Annotated in this window: 18 protein-coding genes; 15 read left to right on the top strand and 3 right to left on the bottom strand. The window is 69.3% G+C overall.

The window, feature by feature from the left end; genetic code table 11:
* Positions 1-96: 96 nt before the first annotated feature.
* Positions 97-723 (bottom strand): TetR/AcrR family transcriptional regulator, encoded by a 627-nt coding sequence (locus tag ABZ412_RS32930; RefSeq protein ID WP_357288266.1) that lies wholly within the window; start codon positions 721-723, stop codon positions 97-99.
* Between the two features lie 94 nt (positions 724-817).
* Between ABZ412_RS32930 and ABZ412_RS32925 the strand changes: the two genes are divergently transcribed.
* The 6 genes from ABZ412_RS32925 (at position 818) to ABZ412_RS32900 (ending at position 8,314) form a co-directional block, all read left to right on the top strand.
* Positions 818-2,311, top strand: a complete 1,494-nt coding sequence (locus ABZ412_RS32925) for an NAD(P)/FAD-dependent oxidoreductase (RefSeq protein WP_357288219.1) — start codon at positions 818-820, stop codon at positions 2,309-2,311.
* 169 nt (positions 2,312-2,480) lie between these two features.
* Positions 2,481-2,903 carry a preprotein translocase subunit YajC gene (yajC, locus tag ABZ412_RS32920; RefSeq protein WP_357288216.1) on the top strand — a complete coding sequence of 141 codons (423 nt, stop codon included), beginning with the start codon at positions 2,481-2,483 and terminating at the stop codon, positions 2,901-2,903.
* Positions 2,904-3,018: 115 nt separating this feature from the next.
* Entirely contained in the window at positions 3,019-4,719 is a 1,701-nt protein-coding gene (secD, locus tag ABZ412_RS32915) for a protein translocase subunit SecD (RefSeq protein WP_357288213.1), read from the top strand.
* A 2-nt stretch (positions 4,720-4,721) separates the two neighbouring features.
* A complete protein-coding gene (gene secF / locus ABZ412_RS32910; protein WP_357288211.1) occupies positions 4,722-5,939 on the top strand; it encodes a protein translocase subunit SecF in 1,218 nt (405 codons plus the stop codon).
* 20 nt (positions 5,940-5,959) lie between these two features.
* On the top strand, positions 5,960-7,702 hold the full coding sequence (locus tag ABZ412_RS32905; protein ID WP_357288208.1) for an ABC transporter substrate-binding protein: 1,743 nt from the start codon (positions 5,960-5,962) through the stop codon (positions 7,700-7,702).
* Positions 7,703-7,774: 72 nt separating this feature from the next.
* Positions 7,775-8,314, top strand: a complete 540-nt coding sequence (locus ABZ412_RS32900) for an adenine phosphoribosyltransferase (protein WP_357288264.1) — start codon at positions 7,775-7,777, stop codon at positions 8,312-8,314.
* Positions 8,315-8,452: 138 nt separating this feature from the next.
* On the opposite strand, the gene ABZ412_RS32895 is transcribed toward ABZ412_RS32900, so the two are convergent.
* A complete protein-coding gene (locus tag ABZ412_RS32895; RefSeq protein ID WP_357288205.1) occupies positions 8,453-8,740 on the bottom strand; it encodes a hypothetical protein in 288 nt (95 codons plus the stop codon).
* 160 nt (positions 8,741-8,900) lie between these two features.
* Here ABZ412_RS32895 and ABZ412_RS32890 point away from each other — a divergent pair, with 160 nt between their 5' ends.
* The 5 genes from ABZ412_RS32890 (at position 8,901) to ABZ412_RS32870 (ending at position 17,056) form a co-directional block, all read left to right on the top strand.
* Positions 8,901-10,880 carry a peptidoglycan DD-metalloendopeptidase family protein gene (locus ABZ412_RS32890; protein ID WP_357288203.1) on the top strand — a complete coding sequence of 660 codons (1,980 nt, stop codon included), beginning with the start codon at positions 8,901-8,903 and terminating at the stop codon, positions 10,878-10,880.
* A 43-nt stretch (positions 10,881-10,923) separates the two neighbouring features.
* A complete protein-coding gene (locus ABZ412_RS32885) occupies positions 10,924-11,403 on the top strand; it encodes an Rrf2 family transcriptional regulator (protein WP_357288201.1) in 480 nt (159 codons plus the stop codon).
* A gap of 173 nt (positions 11,404-11,576) precedes the next feature.
* Positions 11,577-12,767 carry an MFS transporter gene (locus ABZ412_RS32880; protein WP_357288198.1) on the top strand — a complete coding sequence of 397 codons (1,191 nt, stop codon included), beginning with the start codon at positions 11,577-11,579 and terminating at the stop codon, positions 12,765-12,767.
* Between the two features lie 172 nt (positions 12,768-12,939).
* Positions 12,940-14,538 (top strand): ATP-binding cassette domain-containing protein, encoded by a 1,599-nt coding sequence (locus ABZ412_RS32875; RefSeq protein ID WP_357288195.1) that lies wholly within the window; start codon positions 12,940-12,942, stop codon positions 14,536-14,538.
* Between the two features lie 151 nt (positions 14,539-14,689).
* Positions 14,690-17,056: a RelA/SpoT family protein gene (locus tag ABZ412_RS32870; RefSeq protein WP_357288192.1), complete on the top strand. Its 2,367-nt coding sequence runs from the start codon at positions 14,690-14,692 to the stop codon at positions 17,054-17,056.
* Positions 17,057-17,089: 33 nt separating this feature from the next.
* Here the strand turns inward: ABZ412_RS32870 and ABZ412_RS32865 are convergent, their stop codons facing one another.
* Positions 17,090-18,064 carry an arginine deiminase family protein gene (locus ABZ412_RS32865; protein WP_357288189.1) on the bottom strand — a complete coding sequence of 325 codons (975 nt, stop codon included), beginning with the start codon at positions 18,062-18,064 and terminating at the stop codon, positions 17,090-17,092.
* A 2-nt stretch (positions 18,065-18,066) separates the two neighbouring features.
* On the opposite strand from ABZ412_RS32865, the gene ABZ412_RS32860 reads away from it, so the two are divergent.
* The 4 genes from ABZ412_RS32860 to ABZ412_RS32845 all read left to right on the top strand — a co-directional run bounded on the left by ABZ412_RS32860 (position 18,067) and on the right by ABZ412_RS32845 (position 21,809).
* Positions 18,067-19,467 (top strand): hypothetical protein, encoded by a 1,401-nt coding sequence (locus ABZ412_RS32860; protein ID WP_357288186.1) that lies wholly within the window; start codon positions 18,067-18,069, stop codon positions 19,465-19,467.
* Between the two features lie 61 nt (positions 19,468-19,528).
* On the top strand, positions 19,529-20,458 hold the full coding sequence (locus tag ABZ412_RS32855) for a patatin-like phospholipase family protein (protein WP_357288261.1): 930 nt from the start codon (positions 19,529-19,531) through the stop codon (positions 20,456-20,458).
* 89 nt (positions 20,459-20,547) lie between these two features.
* Entirely contained in the window at positions 20,548-20,856 is a 309-nt protein-coding gene (locus tag ABZ412_RS32850; protein WP_357288183.1) for a pyrimidine/purine nucleoside phosphorylase, read from the top strand.
* A gap of 80 nt (positions 20,857-20,936) precedes the next feature.
* Positions 20,937-21,809, top strand: coding sequence for an LLM class flavin-dependent oxidoreductase (locus ABZ412_RS32845; protein ID WP_357288180.1), 873 nt, complete (start codon positions 20,937-20,939; stop codon positions 21,807-21,809).
* The last annotated feature ends 8 nt before the right edge of the window (positions 21,810-21,817 follow it).

The following is a 21,817-nucleotide window of genomic DNA, read 5'->3' as shown; positions in this document are numbered from 1 at the left end:
TTCGTGTCCGAATTACTTCCGCCCCTTGCGGATCCAGCCGCACTGGACATACTGGTCTGTTTGTACACGGGTGTCAGCGCCTGCCGGATCGCCGCCTCAGTGCTTGCGCACGCCGTCGATGAGCAGCGCTCGGATGGCATGGCTGAGATCGTCCACCGCCTGCGGGTCGGGGGTGCGGATGCCGTGCACGATGGCGGCCAGCAGCATGCCGGTGACCGCGCGCGCGGTGTTCACGGTGTCGAGATCCGCACGCAGATAACCGTGTTCGACCCCGTGCTCGAGGTATCCGGCGGTCAGGGCGTCGGCGGTGTCGAGCAGGCCGTAGAGCCGCTCGGTCAGTTCGGAGTCGATCCCGGTGGCCTGGAACAGCAGCAGCTGCGCCACCCGCCGGTCCTCCAGAAAGATCCGGTTGAGCGCGTCGCCGATCCGGTCCACCTGCGCCCGGTACTCCTCGAGACTGTCGGCCGCGTCGGGGGCGTTGTCGGTGCCCAGCGCTTCGATGATCCGCGCGGCCAGGTCGTCGATGACGTGGTCGATGATGTCGCGCTTGTTCTCGAAGTACCGGTAGAAGGTGCCGTGCCCGATGCCGAGCTCCGCGGCGATATCGGCGATGCCGGTGGCGTGGTAGCCCTTCTCGGCGAAACACGCGAACGCGGTGTCGATGATCTCCCGGCGGAGTTCGGCCTTGCGCCGTTCGATTCTCGAGGATGGCTTCGTCACCAGGCCGATGATACGGTGATCACAAACGGAATGAGATGTCATTCCGTGACAGGTGAATCAGTTTTTGTAGAACACACAGCTCAGCGGGAGGTTCGGCGTGGCACCTCAGTACGACGCCATTGTGGTCGGGGCGGGTTTCGGCGGTATGGGTGCGGGGATCGAGCTGGATCGGCTCGGCCTGGGCAATTTCCTCATCCTCGAGCGCGAGGACGACCTCGGCGGCACCTGGCACGTCAATCACTATCCGGGCCTGGCGGTGGACATCGCCTCGGTCACCTACTCGTACTCCTTCGAACCCAACCCGAACTGGTCACGGCTGTTCGCGCCGGGCTCGGAGCTCAAGAAGTACGCCGAACACGTCGCCGACAAGTACGACCTGCGCCGTCGCATGCGCTTCGGCGCCACCGTGGGCGGCGCCCGCTGGGACGCCGAGCAGCAGCACTGGGTGGTATCGGTCGAGAACGGTGAATCCCTCACCGCGCGTTACCTGATGGCCGCCACCGGCTTCCTGTCGCAGCCCTACACCCCGCCGTTCCCGGGCATCGACACCTTCGAGGGCAAGATCATCCACACCACCGCCTGGGAGGACGGCTTCGACCTCACCGGCACCAAGGCCGCCATCATCGGCACCGGCGCCACCGCAGTACAGCTGATCCCCGAGGTCGCCGAGAAGGCGCGGGCGCTCACCGTCTTCCAGCGCACCCCGATCTGGGTGGTGCCCAAGGTCGACGCCCCCATCCCGCCCTCGGTGCAGAAGCTGTTCGCGCGAGTTCCGGCCACCCAGAAGGCCGCCCGCCTGATCAACACTGCCATGCTGGAGGCGCTCATGGTGGTCGGCGTGCTGCACTTCAAGCAGGCCAAGCCCCTCAACAAGGCCGCCGGACTGCTCGCCAAGGCCCACCTGCGCACCCAGGTCCGTGACAAGCAGACCCGCGAGAAGCTCACGCCCGACTACGATTTCGGCTGCAAGCGGCCCACCTTCTCGAACCTGTACTTCAAAACCTTCAACGAGCCGCACGTGCGCCTGGAGACCAACTCCATCGAGCGCATCGAGCCCGACGGCATCGTCACCGCCGACGGCCACAAGACCGAGGTCGACACCCTCATCCTGGCCACCGGCTTCAACCTGTGGGACGTCAACTTCCCGGCCATCGAGATCATCGGCCGCGACGGGGTGAACCTCGGAAAGTTCTGGCGCGACAACCGTTTCCAGGCCTACGAGGGCATCACGGTGCCGAAGTTCCCCAACTTCGTCAGCCTCAACAGCCCCTACTCCTACAGCGGCCTGTCGTACTTCACCACCATCGAGGCGCAGATGAAGCACATGACGCGGCTGTTCGGTGAGATGTTCCGCCGCGGCGAGCAGGTCTTCGAGGTCACCGAGCGCGCCAACGCCGAATTCCTGGACCGCGTCACCGACAAGCTCGGTTCCTCGGTCTTCTACGGCGGCCAGTGCTCGACCGCGCGCAGCTACTACTTCAACCAGCACGGCGAGGCCGCCCTGCTGCGCCCGACAAGCACCCTGAACGCCCACCGCGAAGCGTCCAGCTTCCCGCTGGACGACTACAGCTATGGACAACAGCCGGCCTGAGTGAGACTGCGCGGTCGGCACAGTCGGGGGCCGACCGCGCGGCCCGGGGAATCAGCCCTGGGCGAAAACGGGTGGACTCTGGGACAGGTCGCCGCGCGTTCTCTCAGGGATTACTGGCAGACTGTCGGGAAACAACCGTCTGACCACTGACCAGGAGCTGACTTCGACGATGGATCTTCTGCTGCCACTGCTGCTGGTTGCCCTGCTCATCCCGATGTTCCTCGGCGTCCGCCGCCAGAAACGGGAGATGGCGAAGGTGACCGACATGCAGGACGCCCTGAAGGTCGGCGACCGGGTGGTCACCACGTCGGGTCTGTTCGGCACCGTGGTCGAACTCGATGACGCCACCGTCGATCTGGAGATCGCCGAAGAGGTCGTCACCACCTGGCTGCGCAAGTCGGTGCTCGAGGTGCGCAACGACGACGAGGCCGACGACACGGCCGCCGCCGACGCCGCCGCCACCCCTGCGGCCGACGCCGCCGCCACCCCCGCGGTCAACGGCACCGCCGCCGCTGCGGCCAACGGCACCGCCGCGGCCGAGGACGCCGCCTCCGAAGCCGCCGACGACACGCCGCGGCTGACCAAGGACTGAACACATCCGGCGCCATCGGCCGCTCCGGGCTGTACTCGACGTACACCGGCGGCCGGTGGCGCTGCGGTGTGTACCCGCTAGTTCCACCCTCGATCCCGCCTAGGAGATAAGTACTGTGCCACCTTCACAGGGAACGGCGCATCCATTGCGCCTGCTCGGCGTCTACGCCGCGCTGGTGGCTTTGATGTTCGGCCTGATCTTCTTCACCGGCGACAAAGTCCACACCCCGAAGCTCGGCATCGATCTGCAGGGCGGCACCCGGGTCACCCTGACGGCTCGCACCCCGGACGGCGGCAAGCCCAGCCAGGACAGCCTGAAGAAGGCCCAGGACATCATCGAGAAGCGCGTCAACGGACTCGGCGTCGCCGGCTCCGAGGTCGTCATCGAGGGTGACAACCTGGTGATCACGGTCCCCGGCGAGGATGGCGCGCAGGCGAAGTCACTGGCCACCACCGCCAAGCTGTACGTGCGCCCGGTGCTCAATGTGACCGCCCCGCAGGTCGGCAAGCAGACGCAGCCGCAGCAGCCGCCCGCGGGCACCCCGACCACCGCCCCGGCCGCGCCCAGCACGGTGACGCCCGAGACCACCTCGTCCGCGCCGACCACGTCGGCGGCGGCTACCACCGAGGCGACGGTCCCGCAGAACCGGGTGTTCCCGGCGCAGGCTCCGACCACCCCGTCCCCGACCCCGGCGCCGAGCCCGCAGCAGTCGCAGCAGGAGATCGCGGCCGCGAAGGCGTTGCGGCAGAGCACCGATCAAACGGCGCAGCTGCAGGCCATGGCCACCATGGACTGCACCAAGCCGGATCCGCTGCAGGGCAACGACGATCCGAACCTGCCCCTGGTCGCCTGCAGCAGCGACGGCACCGAGGTCTACCTCCTCGACAAGTCCAAGCTGGACGGCCAGGAGATCAAGAACGCGACCGGCCAGCTGGATTCGCGTCAGGGCCGCTGGGTCGTCGACGTCGAGTTCAAGTCGAGCGGTTCGGACGCCTGGGGCAAGCTGACCAACGAGTACCTCAACAAGCAGCTGGCCTTCGCGCTCGACACCAAGGTGGTCAGCGCGCCGCGGGTCGAGTCCGGCAACCAGTTCGGCGGCAGCACCCAGATCAGCGGCAACTTCACCGCCACCACCGCCAAGGAGCTGGCGAACTCCCTGAAGTACGGTTCGCTGCCGCTGTCGTTCACCACCTCCGAGGCCGAGACGGTCTCCGCGACCCTGGGCATGTCCTCGCTGCGCGCGGGCCTGATCGCGGGCGCGATCGGCCTGGTGGCGGTGCTGCTGTACTGCCTGCTCTACTACCGCATGCTCGGCTTCCTGGCCGGTTTCTCGCTGCTCGCGGCGGGTGTCGCGGTGTACGCGCTGATCGTGCTGCTGGGCCGCTGGATCGGGTTCACCCTCGACCTCGCCGGTATCGCGGGTCTGATCATCGGTATCGGTATGACGGCGGACTCGTTCGTCGTGTTCTTCGAACGCATCAAGGACCAGATGCGTGAGGGTCGCAGCTTCCGTTCCGCGGTGCCGCGCGGTTGGCAGCGCGCCCAGCGCACCAACCTCTCGGGTAAGACGGTCTCGCTGATCGCCTCCGCGGTGTTGTACCTGCTGGCCGCGGGTCAGGTGAAGGGCTTCGCCTTCACCCTCGGTGTCACCACCGTCCTCGATGTCATCGTCCTGTACCTGGTGACCGCGCCGCTGATGATGCTGGTCTCGCGGTCGCCGTTCTGGGCGAAGCCGTCGGTGAACGGCCTGGGCGCAATTGCAGAGCTGGCACAGGAACGCAAGGCCACCGGCGGCGTTCTGGTGAAGGAGGCGTGATCATGGCCAAGTCCTCACCCATCGTGGTGGATTCCGACTCCGAGCTCGACTACGAGGCGACGCCCGCGGACAAGCGGCACAGCCTGTTCGAGCGGCTCTACACCGGTACCGGCGGTTTCGAGATCGTCGGCAAGCGCAAGGTCTACTACGGCATCGCCGCCGCGCTGATCGCGATCGCGATGGCCAGCATGGTGTTCAAGGGGTTCACCCTCGGCATCGACTTCGCCGGCGGTTCGCGCATCCAGCTGCCCGCCTCGGACAGCGTCACCACCTCCAAGGTGGAGGATGTCTACCGGTCCGCGCTCGGCCACGACCCGGTGACCGTGCAGAAGGTGGGCTCGGGCTCGTCGTCGACCATCCAGATCCGGTCGGATTCGCTGACCGTCGAGCAGGCCGACAAGCTGCAGAACGCGCTGTACGACTCGTTCCAGCCGAAGGACTCCAGCGGACAGCCCAACCGCAACGCGATCAGCGTGGCCGAGATCAGTGAGACCTGGGGTGGCCAAGTCACCCAGAAGGCCTTGCTGGCATTGGTGGTGTTCGTCGGATTGACGATGCTCTACATCGCGATCCGCTTCGAACGCGATATGTCGTTCGCGGCCATCGCCTCGCTGTTGTTCAACCTCATCGTGACCGCGGGCATCTACTCGCTGGTCGGATTCGAGGTGACGCCCGCGGCGGTGATCGGTCTGCTCACGATTCTGGGCTACGTGCTCTACGACAACGTGGTCGTCTTCGACAAGGTCGAGGAGAACACCAGCGGCGTGCTGCACCTGACCAAGCACACCTATGCGGAGAAGGCGAACCTCGCCGCCAACCAGACCCTGATGCGATCGATCAACACCACCGTCATCGGCATCCTGCCGATCATCGGCATGCTGGTGATCGCGGTGTGGCTGCTGGGCGTCGGCACGCTCAAGGACCTGGCGCTGGTGCAGCTGGTCGGCATGATCGTCGGTGGTTACTCCTCGATCTTCTTCGCCGTCCCGATCCTGGTGTCGCTCAAGGAGACCTGGGGTCCGGTCGCCGCGCACACCAAGAAGGTGCTCAACCGCCGCGCGGGCGGCGGCCGGGCCCGCGTGGGCGCGGCGGCCGGTGTCGCCGGTCGCGGTTCGGACGCCAACGGCGCCGCGCGCGAGCACGGGCCGCGTAGCCAGGGCACCCGGGCGCCGCGTCCTGGCGCCCGGCCGAGTGGGAAACGACAGCAGCGACGGCACTAGGCGCACAGGGGGTTTCGCGGGTGAAGCAAGACCAGAAGGTTGTGCGCCGGACCGCCGTCGACACGACCGTGCGCCGGACCGTCGTCGCGCTGATGGCGGGCACGCTCGCCGCCGGCGCGCTGGCGGGCTGCGCGGGTAAGAACCAGGTGCCCTCCATCGGGTACGGCGTGGACGCGGTCGTCGCCTCCTACAACGGCGGCAGCGCGCTCGGCGCGAACAGCGGTGCGGCCGCGGTGTTCTCGCGGGTGCTGACCGGGTTCTTCTACACCGGGCCCGACGGGCAGCCGGTGGCCGACACCGACACCGGCACCGCCAAGGAGGTGCCGGGCGAGTCCCAGACCATCCAGTACCGGCTCAACCCGGAGGGCGTCTACTCCGACGGCATCCCCACCTCCTGCGACGACCTGGTGCTGACCTGGGCCGCGCGCAGCGGGCGGTTCACCAAGCCCGCTCCGGGCGGCCCGGTCCCGCTGTTCGAGGCGGCCGGTACCGACGGCTACCGCGATATCGAACGCGTCGACTGCCAGCCCGGATCCAAGGACGCCACCGTGCTGTTCCGGCCGGGAAAGCACTACTCGGCGTGGAAGACGCTGTTCAACGCCGCCGAGCTGATGCCCGCGCACGTGGTCGCCACCCAGGTGAAGATCCCGAACGTGGTGACCCCGGTGCAGACCGGCGACCAGCCCACCCTGGAGCGGGTCGCCGACTTCTGGAACAACGGCTGGAAGCTCACCCCCGGCAAGGTGGACGCCACGGTGCTGCCGTCGTCGGGGCCGTACCGGATCGACTCCTTCACCGACAAGGACGGCCTGGTCCTGGTGAAGAACGAGAAGTGGTGGGGCAACCAGCCCCGGACCGGGCGCATCGTGGTCTGGGACCGGCACTCGGACCTGAAGTCCAAGGTGTCGGACAACTCGATCGGCGTGCTGGACGTGGGCGCGGGATCGCTGGGTGACGTGGGGCTCGGCAGCTTTCACAGCCAGAATCTGCCCGGTCGCGGTGTCGAGCAGCTGGTGCTCGCCACCGGCGGCGTGTTCGACCGCGCGGACGCGCGGCGCGGCTTCGCCTCCTGCGTGCCGCGGCAGGCGCTGTTCGAGAAGTTCGGGCACCCGGACTACACCGTGAAGATCGGCCCGGGCGCCGGGCCGCTGAATTCGCGGACCGTGCAACAGGATTCGGTGTACTACCAGTCGATCTCGGGCGCGGGCGACAAGTACAAGGGCGACGGCACCGCCGCCCAGGCCGCCGCGTCCTCGAGCGTGGCCAACCAGACCGTGCGGATCGGCTACGTCAAGCCCGACGAGCGCCGCGCGGCCATGGTCGCCGCCATCGCCGACGCCTGCAAGGCCGCCGGCGTGAACGTGATCGACGCGGGCGCACCGGATTTCACCGCCGCGCAGCTCACCGAGGGCAAGGTCGACGCGATCCTGGGCGGCAGCGCCGCCATGCCGGGCCCCTCCGGCACGCTCGGCGCGACCGACGCCATCGCCGCGCTGCGCACCGGCGCAGGCCTGAATTTCGGGCGGTTCGGCAACGGCCGCTACGATGCCATCGCGGATCAGCTTGCGGCGGAGGACAACTCGACAGCCGTGCTGAATCTGCTCAACGAGCAAGAGAACCTGCTCTGGAGCGAGATGCCGTCGATTCCGCTGTTCGCCTCCCCCCGCACCATCGGGTTCGGCAACGGCATGGAGAACGGGATCGCCAGCGCCACTAAGGCGGGCGCGGGCTGGAATATGGATCGCTGGGTACTGAAACGGTAGTTGTGCCGGACCGGCGTGGTGAACGAGGAGTGGGTGTAGATGAGCAAGCACGAGATGCTGGAGACGGCCGAACTGGTGGGGGAGCGGGCCGCCCGGGCCGAGGAAGCGGTGCGGCGGCTGACCCGCTGGCACGATGACTTCCCGACGCCGGGCGTGCGTTTCGCGGACCTGACTCCGGTGTTCGCCGACTCCGCGGGCTTCCGTGCCGTGCTCGACTGCTTCGCCTCCTGCGCCCCCGACGCCGACCTGGTCGCCGGTGTCGACGCGCGCGGCTTCCTGCTGGGCGCGGGCGTGGCCGCCATCCTCGGCACCGGCGTGGTCGCGGTCCGCAAGGCGGGCAAGCTGCCGCCGCCGGTGCTGAGCCGCGAATACACGCTCGAATACGGCTCCGCCGCATTGGAAATCCCGGCCGATGGCATCGACCTGAAGGGCCGCAAAGTGCTGCTGCTCGATGATGTTCTGGCCACCGGTGGCACCCTGGCGGCCGCAGCCGAGCTGTTCGCCGCCGCGGGTGCCGAGGTCACGGCAGCGGCAGTCGTCTTGGAGCTGGGTTTCCTGAACGGCCGCGAACGGCAGGGCGACTACCCGGTGACTTCGATCGTCAAGCTCTGATCCGCCCAGGCCGGAGCCTTTCCTTCCCCGCGACCGTGGGTGTGCCGCCCGTCATGTCGCCCGAGTAGGTGTTGTCCCCGCGGCCGCCGCGGGGTTGGAGATCGGGTTGCGGGGACGTGTCCCCGCAACGCCGCTCGGTCAGCGGGCGATGATGCGGGCCACGAATCCGGTGACCACCAGCCAGAAGATCGCGGCGAGGCCGTAGTCCAGGATGATGTTGAAGTCGGCATTGCTGGTGTGGAACAACCCCGGGAAGAACAGCGCGAGCGGTTCTGCCAGCCGCTTGATGAAGCCGAAGAACTTGTTGGACTGGTCCGCCTCGAAGACCAGCAGCAGGATGTAGACGCCCTCGATGAGGGCGAAGAGCGCGCCGACGCCGCTGATGATGCCAGCGGCGCGGACTTCATTGCGGGCAACGTACGGCATATCCGAGGAGTGCCCGCATTTCACCCGTCGAAACAGACACGCGGGTCGGTTTGAGGGAGACACGCACGACGGGTGTGACGGATGCGGACGTCCGTGAAACCGCGTGTCCGCCATGGCATGATGTCCGAGTGATCAGCGCGGCGGCCGGGAGCTTTCGGGCGTGAGGCCCAAGTACCTCGTGGGTGGGGCGATCTGCCTGATATTGGGGATGATGACGCTGCTGCTCGTCATCATCCTGCCCGCCAGTGAGACCAGCTGCGGCCCCGGCTCGCCCGCCATCCCCGCGCTCACCTCCGCGCGCACCGAACCCAGCTGCCCGTCCACCGGCTCGCCCGTCGAGGCGGGGCTCCAGGAGGGCGCGCTGCGCGTCCTGCGCTGTACGGTGGCCCGGTTCGGGATGATGGACATGCGCGGCGTGGTCGACGACGACGCCACCCCGGACCTGAAGGCCGGGCGCGCTGTCGAATTCATCGTCGGCGGCGATTCGGGCAAGGGCGACGCCATCGTGTCGTTCCTCCAGGAGAACGCCGCCGCTTTCCGCGTCGACTATCTGATCTGGAAGCAGCGCAGCTGGACTCCCGGCGCGGCCGCCGGGATCCAGTGGACGCCGCTGGGCGATCGCGGCGACGCGGCCCGCAACCGCCTGGACCGGGTGCTGGTCACCGTCAAGGACGCGGCCCCCACCTCGACCGTGCCGGCCCCCGCCAACGCCTCCATGGCCGCCGCACCCGGCCGGGTGAACGAGGCGGGCAGCCTCACCGGCACCGGACGCCACCAATACCCGCTCGCCGCAGGCACATTCACCATCTCCGACACCTTCGGTGCGCGCGGTGGCGCGCACCTCGGCGTGGACATGGCCGCCGCCGCGGGCACCCCCATCTACGCGGCCGCCGACGGTCTGGTGGTGGCCTCGGGCGCGGCCTCGGGCTTCGGTGACTGGGTGGTCATCGACTCCCTCGACGAGAGCGGCCGCCGCTACTCCACGGTGTACGGGCACATGTACGCGAACGGCATCTTCGTACGCACCGGCGACATCGTGCAGATGGGCCGCCACATCGCCGATGTCGGCAGCAATGGCGAATCCTCGGGCGCGCACCTGCATTTCGAGCTGGTTCCGGGCGGGCGCATGACCGGCGGGCGTCAGGTCGACCCGATGCCGTGGCTGGCCGGCGGCAGCATCCCCGCGCCTTCGGGGCCGTACTGCGAGAACGGATTCGGTACCGCGGGCGGCAATCTCGCCTCCGGGAAGGTGCCCGCCGAACTCGAGATCTGGTACCGGCGCGCGGGTTCGCTGTGCCCGGAGATCGGCGCGTCACTGCTGGCCGCGCAGGGGCAGGCCGAATCCGGGTTCCGCACCGACGCGGTCTCCCCGGACGGCGCGCAGGGCATCGCCCAGTTCATGCCCGGCACCGCCCGCGCCCTCGCCCCCGACGGGCAGCCCTACGTCATCGACGCCGACGGCAAAGGCTATGCCAGCGTGCTGGATCCGGCCGACGCCATCATCGGGCAGGGTCGCTACATGTGCGCCATCGCCAAGACCATCGAGGGCTGGATGGCCGCGGGCACGGTGTCCGGTGACCTGACCGCGCTGACCGTCGCGGCCTACAACGCCGGTGAGGGCGCGGTACTGGCCTCGGGCGGCATGCCCAACCAGATCTCGCGGCACTACACCGAGACCCGGCCCTACGTGGCGCGCATCCTCGCCGCCGAACCCGGGTTCCGCAGCCTGGGCAGTGAGGGCCGGTTCCAGGCCGACTCACGGGCCGATCTCGGGCCGCAGATCGTGGCCGCCGGTGAGCAGTGGATCGGTACGCCGTACGTGTTCGGCGGCGGCGGACCCGGCGGGCCCAGCGACGGCGGCTTCGACCAGGCCGGATTGACCGCGGCGGCGGTGTTCGCGGGCAGCGGCAGCACCATCACCCTGGCGCGGACCGCCGAACAGCAGTGGGAACAGGGCGTCGAGGTGCCGTTGCTGTCGGCCAAGCCCGGTGACCTGGTGTTCGGGTCGTTCGGGCCGCGTGGGCCCTCCGACGTCGGCATCTACACCGGTGGCGGCCGCATGCTGCACGCCGAAGCCGGCGGCAAGGTCGGCGAGGTGCCCCTCGCCAATGGCATGAAGGCTCGCCGCATCGGCAGCTGAACGGGGTTGGCCGGGGTTATCGGGACATGTACTATCCCTATTCATGTTGATGGGTGAAGGCGTCGAATGGGGGCTGCACTGCTGTGTGGCCCTGGCCTGGCTCGACGACCACGCGCCGATCGCCACCGCCCGGCTCGCCGAGATCTTCGAACTGCCGCCGGAGTACCTGAAGAAGCGGCTCCAGCCGCTCGTGCGGGAAGGGATCCTCGAGTCCACGCCCGGAGCGCGCGGGGGATACCGGCTGGCGCGCGCGCCCGAACGGATCACGCTGATGGATGTGGTGGCCGCCGTCGAAGGGCGCACGGAAGCCTTCCGGTGCACCGAGATTCGCCGCCGCGGCGCGGGAGCCGCGCGGGGCGGTGAGGAATTCGCCAAACCGTGCGGCATCGCCGCGGCGATGGGACGGGCCGAACTGGCCTGGCGGCGGGAGCTGACGGCGCAGACGGTGGCCGACGTGATGGCGGGTACCCCGGCCAACGCGTCGAAGTACACGCGCCGCTTCTATGAGAACAGGACAGGCTGACCGCTCGGCGCGTCCGCAAGAAACCGACCCGGCCTCGCGCCGGGTTTTTCGGAAGGAGATTCGGGATGATCAGTGTCCCGTTTGGTGAAGCATCAGGTCCAGCTGGGCGGGCCACCGCCTGGACAGTGGATGCTGCGGTCGACGGTTCTGCCGCGCGACGTTCGACAGATGACGTGCCGGTCGGCAGTGGCGCGGCCCGGCGAGGCGGCGGCACCGGGTCGTGGAACGGATTGCGGCGCACGGGGATTCTGGCGCTGGGGACGTTCGCCGTCGGAACGGACTCGTTCATTCTGGCCGGATTCCTGCCGGATGTGGCCGGGACGCTGGGGGTTTCGCTCGCGAGTGCGGGACTGGCGGTGACGGTGTTCGCCGGCGCCTACGCGCTCGGATCGCCCGTACTGGCGACGCTGACCGCGCGGCTGCCGCGCCGGACGCTGCTGGTGTCGGCGCTGTTGGTGCTCGCCCTGGCCAACCTCGGCTCCGCGGCGGCGCCGGCGTTCTGGATGTTGCTGGCCACCCGGATCCTGGCCGCGCTCGGGGCGGCCGCCTTCACCCCGAACGCGGCGGCGGTGGCCTCGGCGCTCGTCCCGCCGCAGGCCCGGGCGCGAGCGCTGGCCGTCGTGGTCGGCGGTCTGACCGTCGCGACCGCGCTCGGCGTGCCGCTCGGCGACCTGCTGGCCGAGCGGATGGGGTGGCGCTCGGCGTTGATCGGGGTCGCGGTCGTGTGCGCGGTCGCCGCGGCCGGAGTCGCGGCGTGGGTGCCCGCGCTGCCTGGAAATCCGGTGGTGCCGTTGCTGACTCGGCTGGCGGTGCTGCGCGATCGATCGGTGGTGGCCGTGCTGCCGCTCACCCTGTTCGGCATGGGCGCGGCGTACACCGTGTACGCGTACGCGGTTCCGGCGTTGGGGGCCTTGGGTATCGGGTCCTCGGCGACCGCGTGGGTGCTGGGCTTGTACGGGGTCGGAGCGGTCGCGGGCAATCTGTCGTCGGGTTACGCCACCGATCGGTTCGGCCCGATCCCGGTGCTCACCGCCGGGTACGCGCTGATGGCCCTCTCCCTCGGCGTCATGGGCGTGCTGGCCGCCACGGGTACGCGTCTCCCCGTGCTCATCGGTGTGCTGGCGCTCGGCTGGGGTGCGGCGACCTGGTGTCAGACGCCCGCGCAACAGCACCGGCTCATCGCCGCCGCTCCCGCGGAATCCGGGCTGGTGGTGGCCTTGAACGCCTCCTGCATCTACCTCGGCATCGGGGCCGGGAGCTTGCTGGGCGGGGTCGCCCTCGGGCACGGCGTGACGGTCATGTTCGGTGTGTCGGCCGTGCTGGCGCTGGCGGCGCTCGGGTATCTGCGCTTCACCGCGCGCTGACGTGCGCTGAGACTCGGCTCACGAAATATGTTCTTGCTCCGGCCTGTTGATCTCGGTTACCGTAGTTCGGTTCTCATTCCCGTCTGATCGGAGACATGCCGTTGATCTTCTGAGGTGATCGCCGAGTGGCCCGCATTCGCGCGCCGCATTCGCTCACTCTCGGGAGGCCCGCATGTCTATGCCTGTTATTTCTGTTTCCGATCTCACCTTCGCGTGGCCGGACGGCACCCCTGTGTTCGACGGACTCGACGCCCAGTTCGGGCCGGGTCACGTCGGCCTGGTCGGCGCCAACGGCGCGGGGAAATCGACCCTGTTTCGCCTGCTCACCGGGCAATTGCGCGCCCAGCGCGGCTCGGTGACCATTCCGGGGCGGTTCGGGTATCTGCGTCAGGATCTCGGACTCGCCGCGGGGCAGCGCGTGGACGCGGTGCTCGGGCTGTCGGATATCCGGAAGGCGTTGCACCGCATCGAATCCGGTACCGGCGACGATACCGACTTCGAGACCGTCGGCACGGCCTGGGGCATCGAGGAACGCGCGGTGGCCTTGCTGGGGCGGCTCGGATTGCCTTACGTCGCAGGCGATGTCGCGCACCTGGACCGTCGCCTGGACACCCTGTCGGGCGGGGAGACCGTGCTGCTCGGCCTGGTCGCCGAACTGCTGCGCGAACCCGATGTGCTGCTGCTGGACGAACCGACCAACAACCTCGACGGGGTGGCGCGCGAGCGGCTCTACGAGGTCGTCGGCCAGTTCCCCGGCACCGTGCTCACCGTCAGCCACGACCGTGAACTGCTCGACCGGGTGACCACCATCGCCGAACTACGGCACGGCGAGGTGCGGATCTTCGGTGGCAACTTCACCGACTACGAACGGATCATCGACGCCGAACAGGAGGCCGCCCGCGCGGCCATCCGGGAGGCCCGCAGCGATGTCCGCAAGCAGTCGCGCGAACTCGTCGAAGCCCGCATCAAACTCGACCGCCGCCAGCGGTACGGGCAGAAGATGTGGGACCAGAAACGCGAACCCAAGATCGTCATGGGCGAACGCAAACGCCAGGCCCAGGTGTCGGCGGGCAAGCTGCGTAACAACCACATCGGCAAGGTCGAGGAGGCCAAGGATCATCTGACCGACATGCAGGACCGGCTGCGCGACGACCGGGAGATCCGTGTCGACCTGCCCGGCACCCGGCTCTACCCGGGCCAGGACGTCCTCGACCTGACCGAGGCGCGACTGCCGTGCGGACCCACCGTGACCCTGAAAATCACCGGGCCCGAACGCATCGCGCTCACCGGACGCAACGGCATCGGCAAAACCACGCTGCTGCACCGCATTCAGGAAGAGGGGCCGGCCGTGCCGTGGCGCATGCTGCCGCAACGCCTCGACGTCTTCGACGAATCGAAGACCGTGTTCGAGAACGTCGCGGCCACCGCGCCGCACGCCGCACCCGAGCGGATCCGCGCCCAGCTGGCCCGGTTCCTGTTCCGCGGCGCCGACGCCGACGTCGCGGCCGGGGCGCTCTCGGGCGGGGAGCGGTTGCGGGCGGCGCTGGCCATGCTGCTGCTGGCCGACCCGGCGCCGAAACTGCTGCTGCTCGACGAGCCGACCAACAACCTGGACCTGCCCAGCCTCGCGCATCTCACCGAGGCGCTGGCGAGCTTCCAGGGCGCGCTCGTGGTGGTCAGTCACGACCCGAGATTCCTGGCCGGCATCGGGGTGACACGACGGCTGGAACTGACCCGCGACGGGCTCGCGGCGAGTCCGAGCGAACAGTGAGCAGGACGGGTATCGTTCATCGCTCCGGAGCGGTTGGCACCGGCGGTGGACGCTGCCCCGGTCGCGATCCGATTCCAGGACTAAAGTGGATGATCTGGGTGGTTGAACGGTCCGATATGGTTTTCCTTTCGAGGCCGCGAGCGGAGGTGGCATGACACAGCATCTGGAGAAGGCGAACTCGGGGCAATCGCCCGAGGAAGGATCCGCCACCCCGGCGGCCAACGCACAGTCCGCGGCCGCCGCCCGCAACACCACCGCCGTCCCCACCTCCGCCTCCCGCCGCGTGCGCGCCCGCCTGGCCCGCCGCATGACCGGGCAGCGCGGCATCGCGGCGGTCAAGCCGGTCCTGGAACCGCTCGCCAGCGTGCACCGCGAGCTGTACCCGAAGGCGAATCTGGCTCTGCTGCAACGGGCTTTCGACGTCGCCGACGAGAAGCACCAGCACCAGTTCCGGAAGTCCGGCGACCCGTACATCACCCATCCGCTCGCGGTCGCCAACATCCTGGCCGAGCTGGGCATGGACACCACCACCCTGGTGGCCGCCCTGCTGCACGACACCGTCGAGGACACCGGGTACTCGCTCGACGAGCTGACCGCCGAATTCGGCACCGAGGTCGCCCACCTGGTCGACGGCGTCACCAAGCTGGACAAGGTCAATCTGGGCGCCGCGGCCGAGGCCGAGACCATCCGCAAGATGATCATCGCCATGGCCCGCGACCCCCGCGTGCTGGTGATCAAGGTCGCCGACCGGCTGCACAACATGCGCACCATGCGCTTCCTGCCGCCGGAGAAGCAGGCCAAGAAGGCGCGCGAAACCCTCGAGGTGATCGCGCCGCTGGCCCACCGCCTCGGAATGGCCACGGTCAAGTGGGAGCTCGAGGACCTCGCGTTCGCGATCCTGCACCCCAAGAAGTACGACGAGATCGTGCGCCTGGTCGCCGACCGCGCGCCGTCCCGCGACACCTACCTGGCCAAGGTGCGCGCCGAGATCGTCAACACGCTCGCGTCGAGCCGGATCACCGCCGTCGTCGAGGGCCGCCCCAAGCACTACTGGTCGATCTATCAGAAGATGATCGTCAAGGGGAAGGACTTCGACGACATCCACGACCTGGTCGGCATCCGCATCCTCTGCGACGAGGTGCGCGACTGCTATGCCGCGGTCGGCGTCGTGCATTCGCTGTGGCAGCCCATGGCCGGGCGGTTCAAGGACTACATCGCCCAGCCGCGCTATGGCGTCTACCAGTCGCTGCACACCACCGTGGTCGGCCCCGACGGCAAGCCGCTGGAAGTGCAGATCCGCACCCAGGACATGCACCGGACCGCCGAGTTCGGCATCGCCGCGCACTGGCGGTACAAGGAGACCAAGGGCAAGCACTCCAACGACTCCACCGAAGTCGACGACATGGCGTGGATGCGTCAGCTGCTCGACTGGCAGCGGGAGGCGGCCGACCCGGCCGAATTCCTGGAGTCGCTGCGCTTCGACCTGAAGTCGCCGGAGATCTTCGTGTTCACCCCCAAGGGCGACGTGATCACGCTGCCGCAGAAGTCGACCCCGGTCGACTTCGCCTACGCGGTGCACACCGAGGTCGGGCACCGCTGCATCGGCGCGCGCGTCAACGGACGTCTGGTCGCGCTGGAACGGCAGCTGGAGAACGGTGAGGTCGTCGAGATCTTCACCTCCAAGGCGCAGAACGCCGGACCCTCGCGGGACTGGTCGAACTTCGTGGTGTCCCCGCGCGCCAAGGCCAAGATCCGGCAGTGGTTCGCCAAGGAACGCCGCGAGGAGGCCCTCGAGGCGGGCAAGGACGCCATCAGCAAGGAGGTCCGTCGCTCGGGCCTGCCGCTGCAGCGTCTGATGAGCGTGGACGCCATGAGCGCCCTCGCCCACGAACTGCACTACACCGACATCTCGGCGCTGTACGCGGCCGTCGGCGAGAACCAGGTGTCCGCGCACCATGTGGTGCAGCGGCTCATGGCCCAGCTCGGCGGTGTCAGCGATGTCGAGAACGAACTGGCCGAACGGTCCACGCCGTCCACGGTGCCCGCCCGCCAGCGCACGACCGGGGACGCGGGCGTGGAGATTCCGGGCGCGCCCGGCACCGTCTCCAAGCTGGCCAAGTGCTGCACCCCGGTGCCCGGCGACGAGATCATGGGCTTCGTGACCCGCGGCGGCGCGGTCAGCGTGCACCGCACCGACTGCACCAACGCCGACTCGCTGCGCTCGGAGCCCGAACGCATCATCGAGGTCAAGTGGGCGCCGTCGCCGTCGTCGGTCTTCCTGGTCGCCATCCAGATCGAGGCCCTCGACCGCACCCGCCTGCTCTCCGACGTCACCAAGGTGCTCGCCGACGAGAAGGTCAATATCCTCTCGGCCGCGGTCACCACCTCCGGTGATCGAGTCGCCATCTCCAAGTTCACCTTCGAGATGGGCGACCCGAAGCACCTCGGGCACCTGCTCAATGTGGTCCGCAATGTGGAAGGCGTCTACGACGTCTACCGCGTGACCTCCGCCGCCTGACGCCCTCCGCCTCGAAACGGGGTGGGGGAGCGGTCATTCGGCGCGCAGCAGCGGCTGGGTGGAGCAGCGGAACGCGCCGCCGAACAGCCGCGACACCGAGAAATCGATGTACTCGACGGTGATGCCGCGCTCCTTCAACAGGGTGCCGACCCGGTCGAATCGCGGGTCGGTGATGTAGGTTTCGCTGTCGATGGGCAGGCCGTTGGTGGCCATGGCGGCGGCCTCGTCCTCGGTGACCTCGATGCGCTCCCACTCGCGCAGCGCCGCGGGCAAGCCGTCGGGGAGGCGGTCGGGGCAGGCGATGAGCAGACCCTCGCGGACCAGGCCCAGGGCGCAGTCCAGGTGCAGGACGTGTTCGGGCATCCGGACCGGGGTCACGGTGAAGCCCTGGGGGCGAAGGTATTTCGCGAGCCAGTTGTAGCCGAGGGCGTTGCTCGCCATCCCGGACAGGCCGACGAAGACCTGCTTGCCGAGGACCAGGACATCGCCGCCCTCGAGGAACGGACCGGGTCCCGGATGGCCGATGCCCGGCTGCGGCAGCGAGACGTAGTGCGCGGCGGCCGGCATCACGCGCGCCAGCAGCAGGTCGCGGCTGGGCAGCACCTCGCGGCGGCGGTGCGGGAACTGGAGTACGCCCTCGATCACGTTCTCGCCCACCGTGAACCACGGATCGCGGACGAAGAAGTTGGCGTAGCCCTCGGGTCCGGCGGCCGCCTTCTCGGCGGCGGTGAACAGGCGCGGGCGCAGCACCTCCACGCCGTGGCGTTCCAGGACCGCGGCCAGCTCCTCGCGTTCGGCCTCCCACGCGCGTTGCTTGTCGGGGTACACCTCGCCGAAGGTCTTGCCCCAGACCACGTCGAGGACGCCCACCGCGGCCGGTTCCACCGGCATCTCGTGGCCGATTAGCTCCTGGTTGTCCGGAGCGCGGAATTCGCTCTGGGCGACGACCACGGTCCGTAGGGGTGCGAACTCACTATCTACGCGAACATTCTCAGTTGCAGCAGACATAGGTGAACGATAGCGCCCGCCATCCGGTCCGGCGCGTCTGCGAGTCGGATTGCGGGCTGTTCGCTGATCGCCGTACCGTCAAGGACATGGTGGAGTGGCGGGCGCTGGTGCGGTTCGCGGCGGTCTACGCCGCCACCGCGACGGCCGGGCTGGCGATCATGATGCCCGTCAGCTACGGCTGGTTCACCTCCGCACCCCAGCAGGTCGACCTCATGGTGCGCAGCGTGCCGCCGGCCATGGAGTCCGGTGCCATGGTCGCGGTGATCTGCGCGGCCGCGGTGGTGAGCGTCCGCAGTAACCGTGCCGCCTGGTACGCGGTCGCGGTCGCGCTGCTGGGCATCCTGGTCAATCACGTGGGTATGTCCGGGGTCGGCATGGATTCGCTGACCACGGTCAACTACGTCGACGCGCTGTGCGCCGGTGTCATCATCGGCTGCCTCGCACCCGTGGTGTGGACGCCGTCCCTGGCGGGCGGCGCGTATCTGTTCGGCTGCCTGAGCTCGGTGATCTTCGGGGATATCGCCCAGCCCCCGGACCAGGATCGGTGGTCGAGCACCCTGGACCGCCTGTTCGGCGGTGCGCCGCCGGTGTGGCTGATCCTGGTCGCGTTGGCGCTGGTGGCGGCGAATCTTCCGGCCCGCGATCACATCGGGCCGATGCCCGGCGAGGGACCGGACTTCTCGCTGGCCCCGATCCTGTCCGGAGCCGTCGCCGTGTTCACGCTGGCTCGGGCCTCGCGCTGGCTCGCCGAGAGCGGTGACCGGGTCGCGGTGGTCGTCGCGGGTGTCGCGCTGGTGATCGTCGGCGCGTTCCTGGCCGCGCTGATTCTGCCCGGCCGTGACGGCGTGCTGCTGCTGTTGCTGGTCGCCTGCTCCGCCGCGGCGTCCGCGGTGGTCACCGTGCCGCGTCCGGGCTGGCCGAATCTGCTGATCGACGTGGCGGTCGCGGCGGGACTGCTGGTGGCCTGGCTGCGGCCGCGCCCCTACGTCGCCATCGCGGCGTCGGCGGTGCTGGCGGCCGTGGCGGCGCTACTCGCGGTGACCGGAATCGCGAATCCGACCTGGGCGGTGCTGGGCGTGGTGGCCATCAGCCTGGTGGGTGGCGGCAATCTCGGGTCCGCGCTGCCGCGGCGCGCGACGAGCGTGGTGGTCGCGCTGTCGGCGCTGTTCGTGCCGTCGGCGGCGGTCGCGTTGCGCGGCAGGCCGTTCGGGCGGATCGGGTATTCACCGCACTGGTATCGACTGCCGCAGGTACCCCACGAACCGGTGCCCGCCTACGCGGCGCTGGGAATCACGGCGGGCTGTGCCCTGGGGGTCTACCTGGTGCGGCGCTGGCGGCCGGAACAGCCCAAGCCCGTCGGTCCGGTCGCCGTCGAGATGGGAGAACGCCATGGCGACGCGTGACGACTCGGTGCCGACGAGCAGCGACTCGGTGCCGACGAGCAGCACCGCGCCGATCGGCGCGATGCCCATGGGCGGCGCGGTGCCGACCGGCAAGCGGGTGGCCCTCGCCCTGGGCAGCGGCGGGGCACGCGGATACGCGCACATCGGCGTGATCGCGGAGCTGCGGGAACGCGGCTACGAGATCATCGGGGTGGCGGGGTCGTCGATGGGCGCGCTGGTCGGCGGGCTGTACGCGGCGGGCAAGCTCGACGAATTCACTTCCTGGGCAACGACTCTCGGCCAGTTCGAGGTGGCGCGCCTGCTGGATCCGGCGTTCAGCGAGCCCGGGGTGATCCGGGCGGGGAAGATCCTGGACCGGATCCGGGAGATGCTCGGCCAACTGTGTATCGAGGACCTGCCGATTCCCTACATCGCGGTCGCCACCGACATCACCACGGGTCGCTCGACCTGGTTCCGGGACGGTGAACTCGACGCCGCCATCCGCGCCTCGATCGCCATCCCCGGCTTCATCACCCCGGTGCTGCGTGAGGGGCACGTCCTCGTCGACGGCGGCGTCCTCGATCCGCTGCCGGTGGTCGCCACCATGGCGCTGGGATCGGCCGACCTGCTCATCGGGGTCGACCTGTCCGGTCCGCCCGACCCCGCCTACGACCGGGCGCAACCGCGGACCAACTGGTTCACCCAGTGGTGGCGGGCGTCCGCGCAAAGGCTGGGCCGCACCCCGGACGCGCCCGTCGAGGAGCAGCCGCCCGCCTTGAGCAGCGTGCGCGCCACCGATGTCGCGCAGCGGGCGATCGATCTGATGCTGGCCTCCATCACCCGCCAGCATCTCGCCGCCCACCCGCCCGACCTGGTGATCTCGGTGCCGCAGAACGTCTGCGGCACCATGGATTTCCATCGCGCCGCCCCGATCATCGAGCAGGGCCGGGCGCTGGCGGTCGCGGCCCTGGACGCGCTGGCCGACGCGGGCGCCGGCGTCCTGCCCGACTGAACGATCGCCCGGAGACCACCGGTACGATCGGCGCGAACCGGACCGCCCGCCAGGCGGGTCCCCATCCGAGCAAAGGACTCCGTAGCAGCATGAAGTTCGAGAATGTCACCGTCACCAAGCGCGCCAACGTCTACTTCGATGGCAAGTGTGTGAGCCACAACATCGAGCTGGCCGACGGCACCAGCAAGTCGGTCGGTGTCATCCTCCCCGCCACCCTGACCTTCAACACGGGCGCGCCGGAGATCATGGAGCTGCTCGAGGGTCAGTGCAACGTCACCCTCGCCGGTGAGACCGAGGCCGTCGCCTACAAGGGCGGCGAGTCCTTCTCCGTCCCGGGCAACTCCAGCTTCGTCATCGAGGTCGTGGAGCCGGTCCACTACGTCTGCCACTTCGGCTGAGCCGAACTTCCCCGCGGCCCGGTCCCTCGAATGGGGCCGGGCCGCAGTCGTTTCCGCCGCCCGCGTGGTAGGCATGGGGGATGACGACGCTGGGAGTGGTGTTCCGGCCGCAGCAACCGCCGGAGCGGCTGCGGGAGGTGGTGCGGGCCGCCGACACGTCGGGGCTCGAAGAACTGTGGCTGTGGGAGGACTGTTTCCTCGAGGGCGGGATCGCGACCGCGTCGGCCGCACTGGCCTGGAGTGAGCGCGTGCGCATCGGCGTCGGGGTGTTGCCGGTGCCGCTGCGCAATGTCGCGATCACCGCCATGGAGCTGGCCACACTGGAACGAATGTTCCCCGGGCGCGGGATCTGGGGTGTGGGGCACGGGGTGCAGGACTGGATGGGCCAGGTGGGGGAGCGGGTCGCCTCGCCGATCACGCTGCTGCGCGAATACCTCGAGGCCTTGCGGGCCCTGCTGGCAGGGCAGCGAATCTCCGTGCGGGGCAGGTATGTTCAGCTCGACGACGTCGCGCTGGACTGGCCCCCGCCCGCCGCGCCGCCGATCCTGGCCGCGGCGACCGGGCCCCGCACCCTCGAACTGGTGGGCGCGGCGGCCGACGGGGTGATCCTCACCAGCTCCACCCCTGCCGCAGGGGTCCGCACGGCTGCCGGGATCGTGCGGGCCGCCCGGCCGGAATCCATGGCGGCGCATCCGTATCCGATCGTCGTGTACCTACTGGCCGCCACCGGGCCCGGAGCCGCCGACCGGGTGGCGGCGGAACTGCGGGCCGAGAACCGCGACACCATCCCCGGGATCGGGGTTGGCGGGGACGCCCGGGCCATCGCCGACGCGGTGATCGCCTGGACCGAGGCCGGGGCCACCGGTGTCGTGCTGCAACCCACCGGCGACGAGCCCGACCTGGTCGGCTTCGTCCGCTTCGCCGCCGAGCAGGTCAGGCCACTGGTGCCCTGAATCCGGCC

Origin of the sequence: Nocardia sp. NPDC005746 (genome assembly GCF_040630785.1) — a bacterium.
In the GTDB taxonomy this organism is placed as follows: Bacteria; Actinomycetota; Actinomycetes; order Mycobacteriales; family Mycobacteriaceae; genus Nocardia.
Note: the sequence above shows the minus strand (reverse complement) of the source record. Positions and strands in the feature narration are given on the sequence as shown.

Coding starts and splice junctions, on each gene's coding strand:
- ABZ412_RS32855 (WP_357288261.1), top strand. CDS start 19,529: ATGCCCATGGGCGGCGCGGTGCCGACCGGCAAGCGGGTGGCCCTCGCC.
- yajC (WP_357288216.1), top strand. CDS start 2,481: ATGGATCTTCTGCTGCCACTGCTGCTGGTTGCCCTGCTCATCCCGATG.
- secF (WP_357288211.1), top strand. CDS start 4,722: ATGGCCAAGTCCTCACCCATCGTGGTGGATTCCGACTCCGAGCTCGAC.
- ABZ412_RS32865 (WP_357288189.1), bottom strand. CDS start 18,064: ATGTCTGCTGCAACTGAGAATGTTCGCGTAGATAGTGAGTTCGCACCC.
- ABZ412_RS32885 (WP_357288201.1), top strand. CDS start 10,924: ATGTTGATGGGTGAAGGCGTCGAATGGGGGCTGCACTGCTGTGTGGCC.
- ABZ412_RS32895 (WP_357288205.1), bottom strand. CDS start 8,740: ATGCCGTACGTTGCCCGCAATGAAGTCCGCGCCGCTGGCATCATCAGC.
- ABZ412_RS32850 (WP_357288183.1), top strand. CDS start 20,548: ATGAAGTTCGAGAATGTCACCGTCACCAAGCGCGCCAACGTCTACTTC.
- ABZ412_RS32870 (WP_357288192.1), top strand. CDS start 14,690: ATGACACAGCATCTGGAGAAGGCGAACTCGGGGCAATCGCCCGAGGAA.
- ABZ412_RS32845 (WP_357288180.1), top strand. CDS start 20,937: ATGACGACGCTGGGAGTGGTGTTCCGGCCGCAGCAACCGCCGGAGCGG.
- ABZ412_RS32875 (WP_357288195.1), top strand. CDS start 12,940: ATGTCTATGCCTGTTATTTCTGTTTCCGATCTCACCTTCGCGTGGCCG.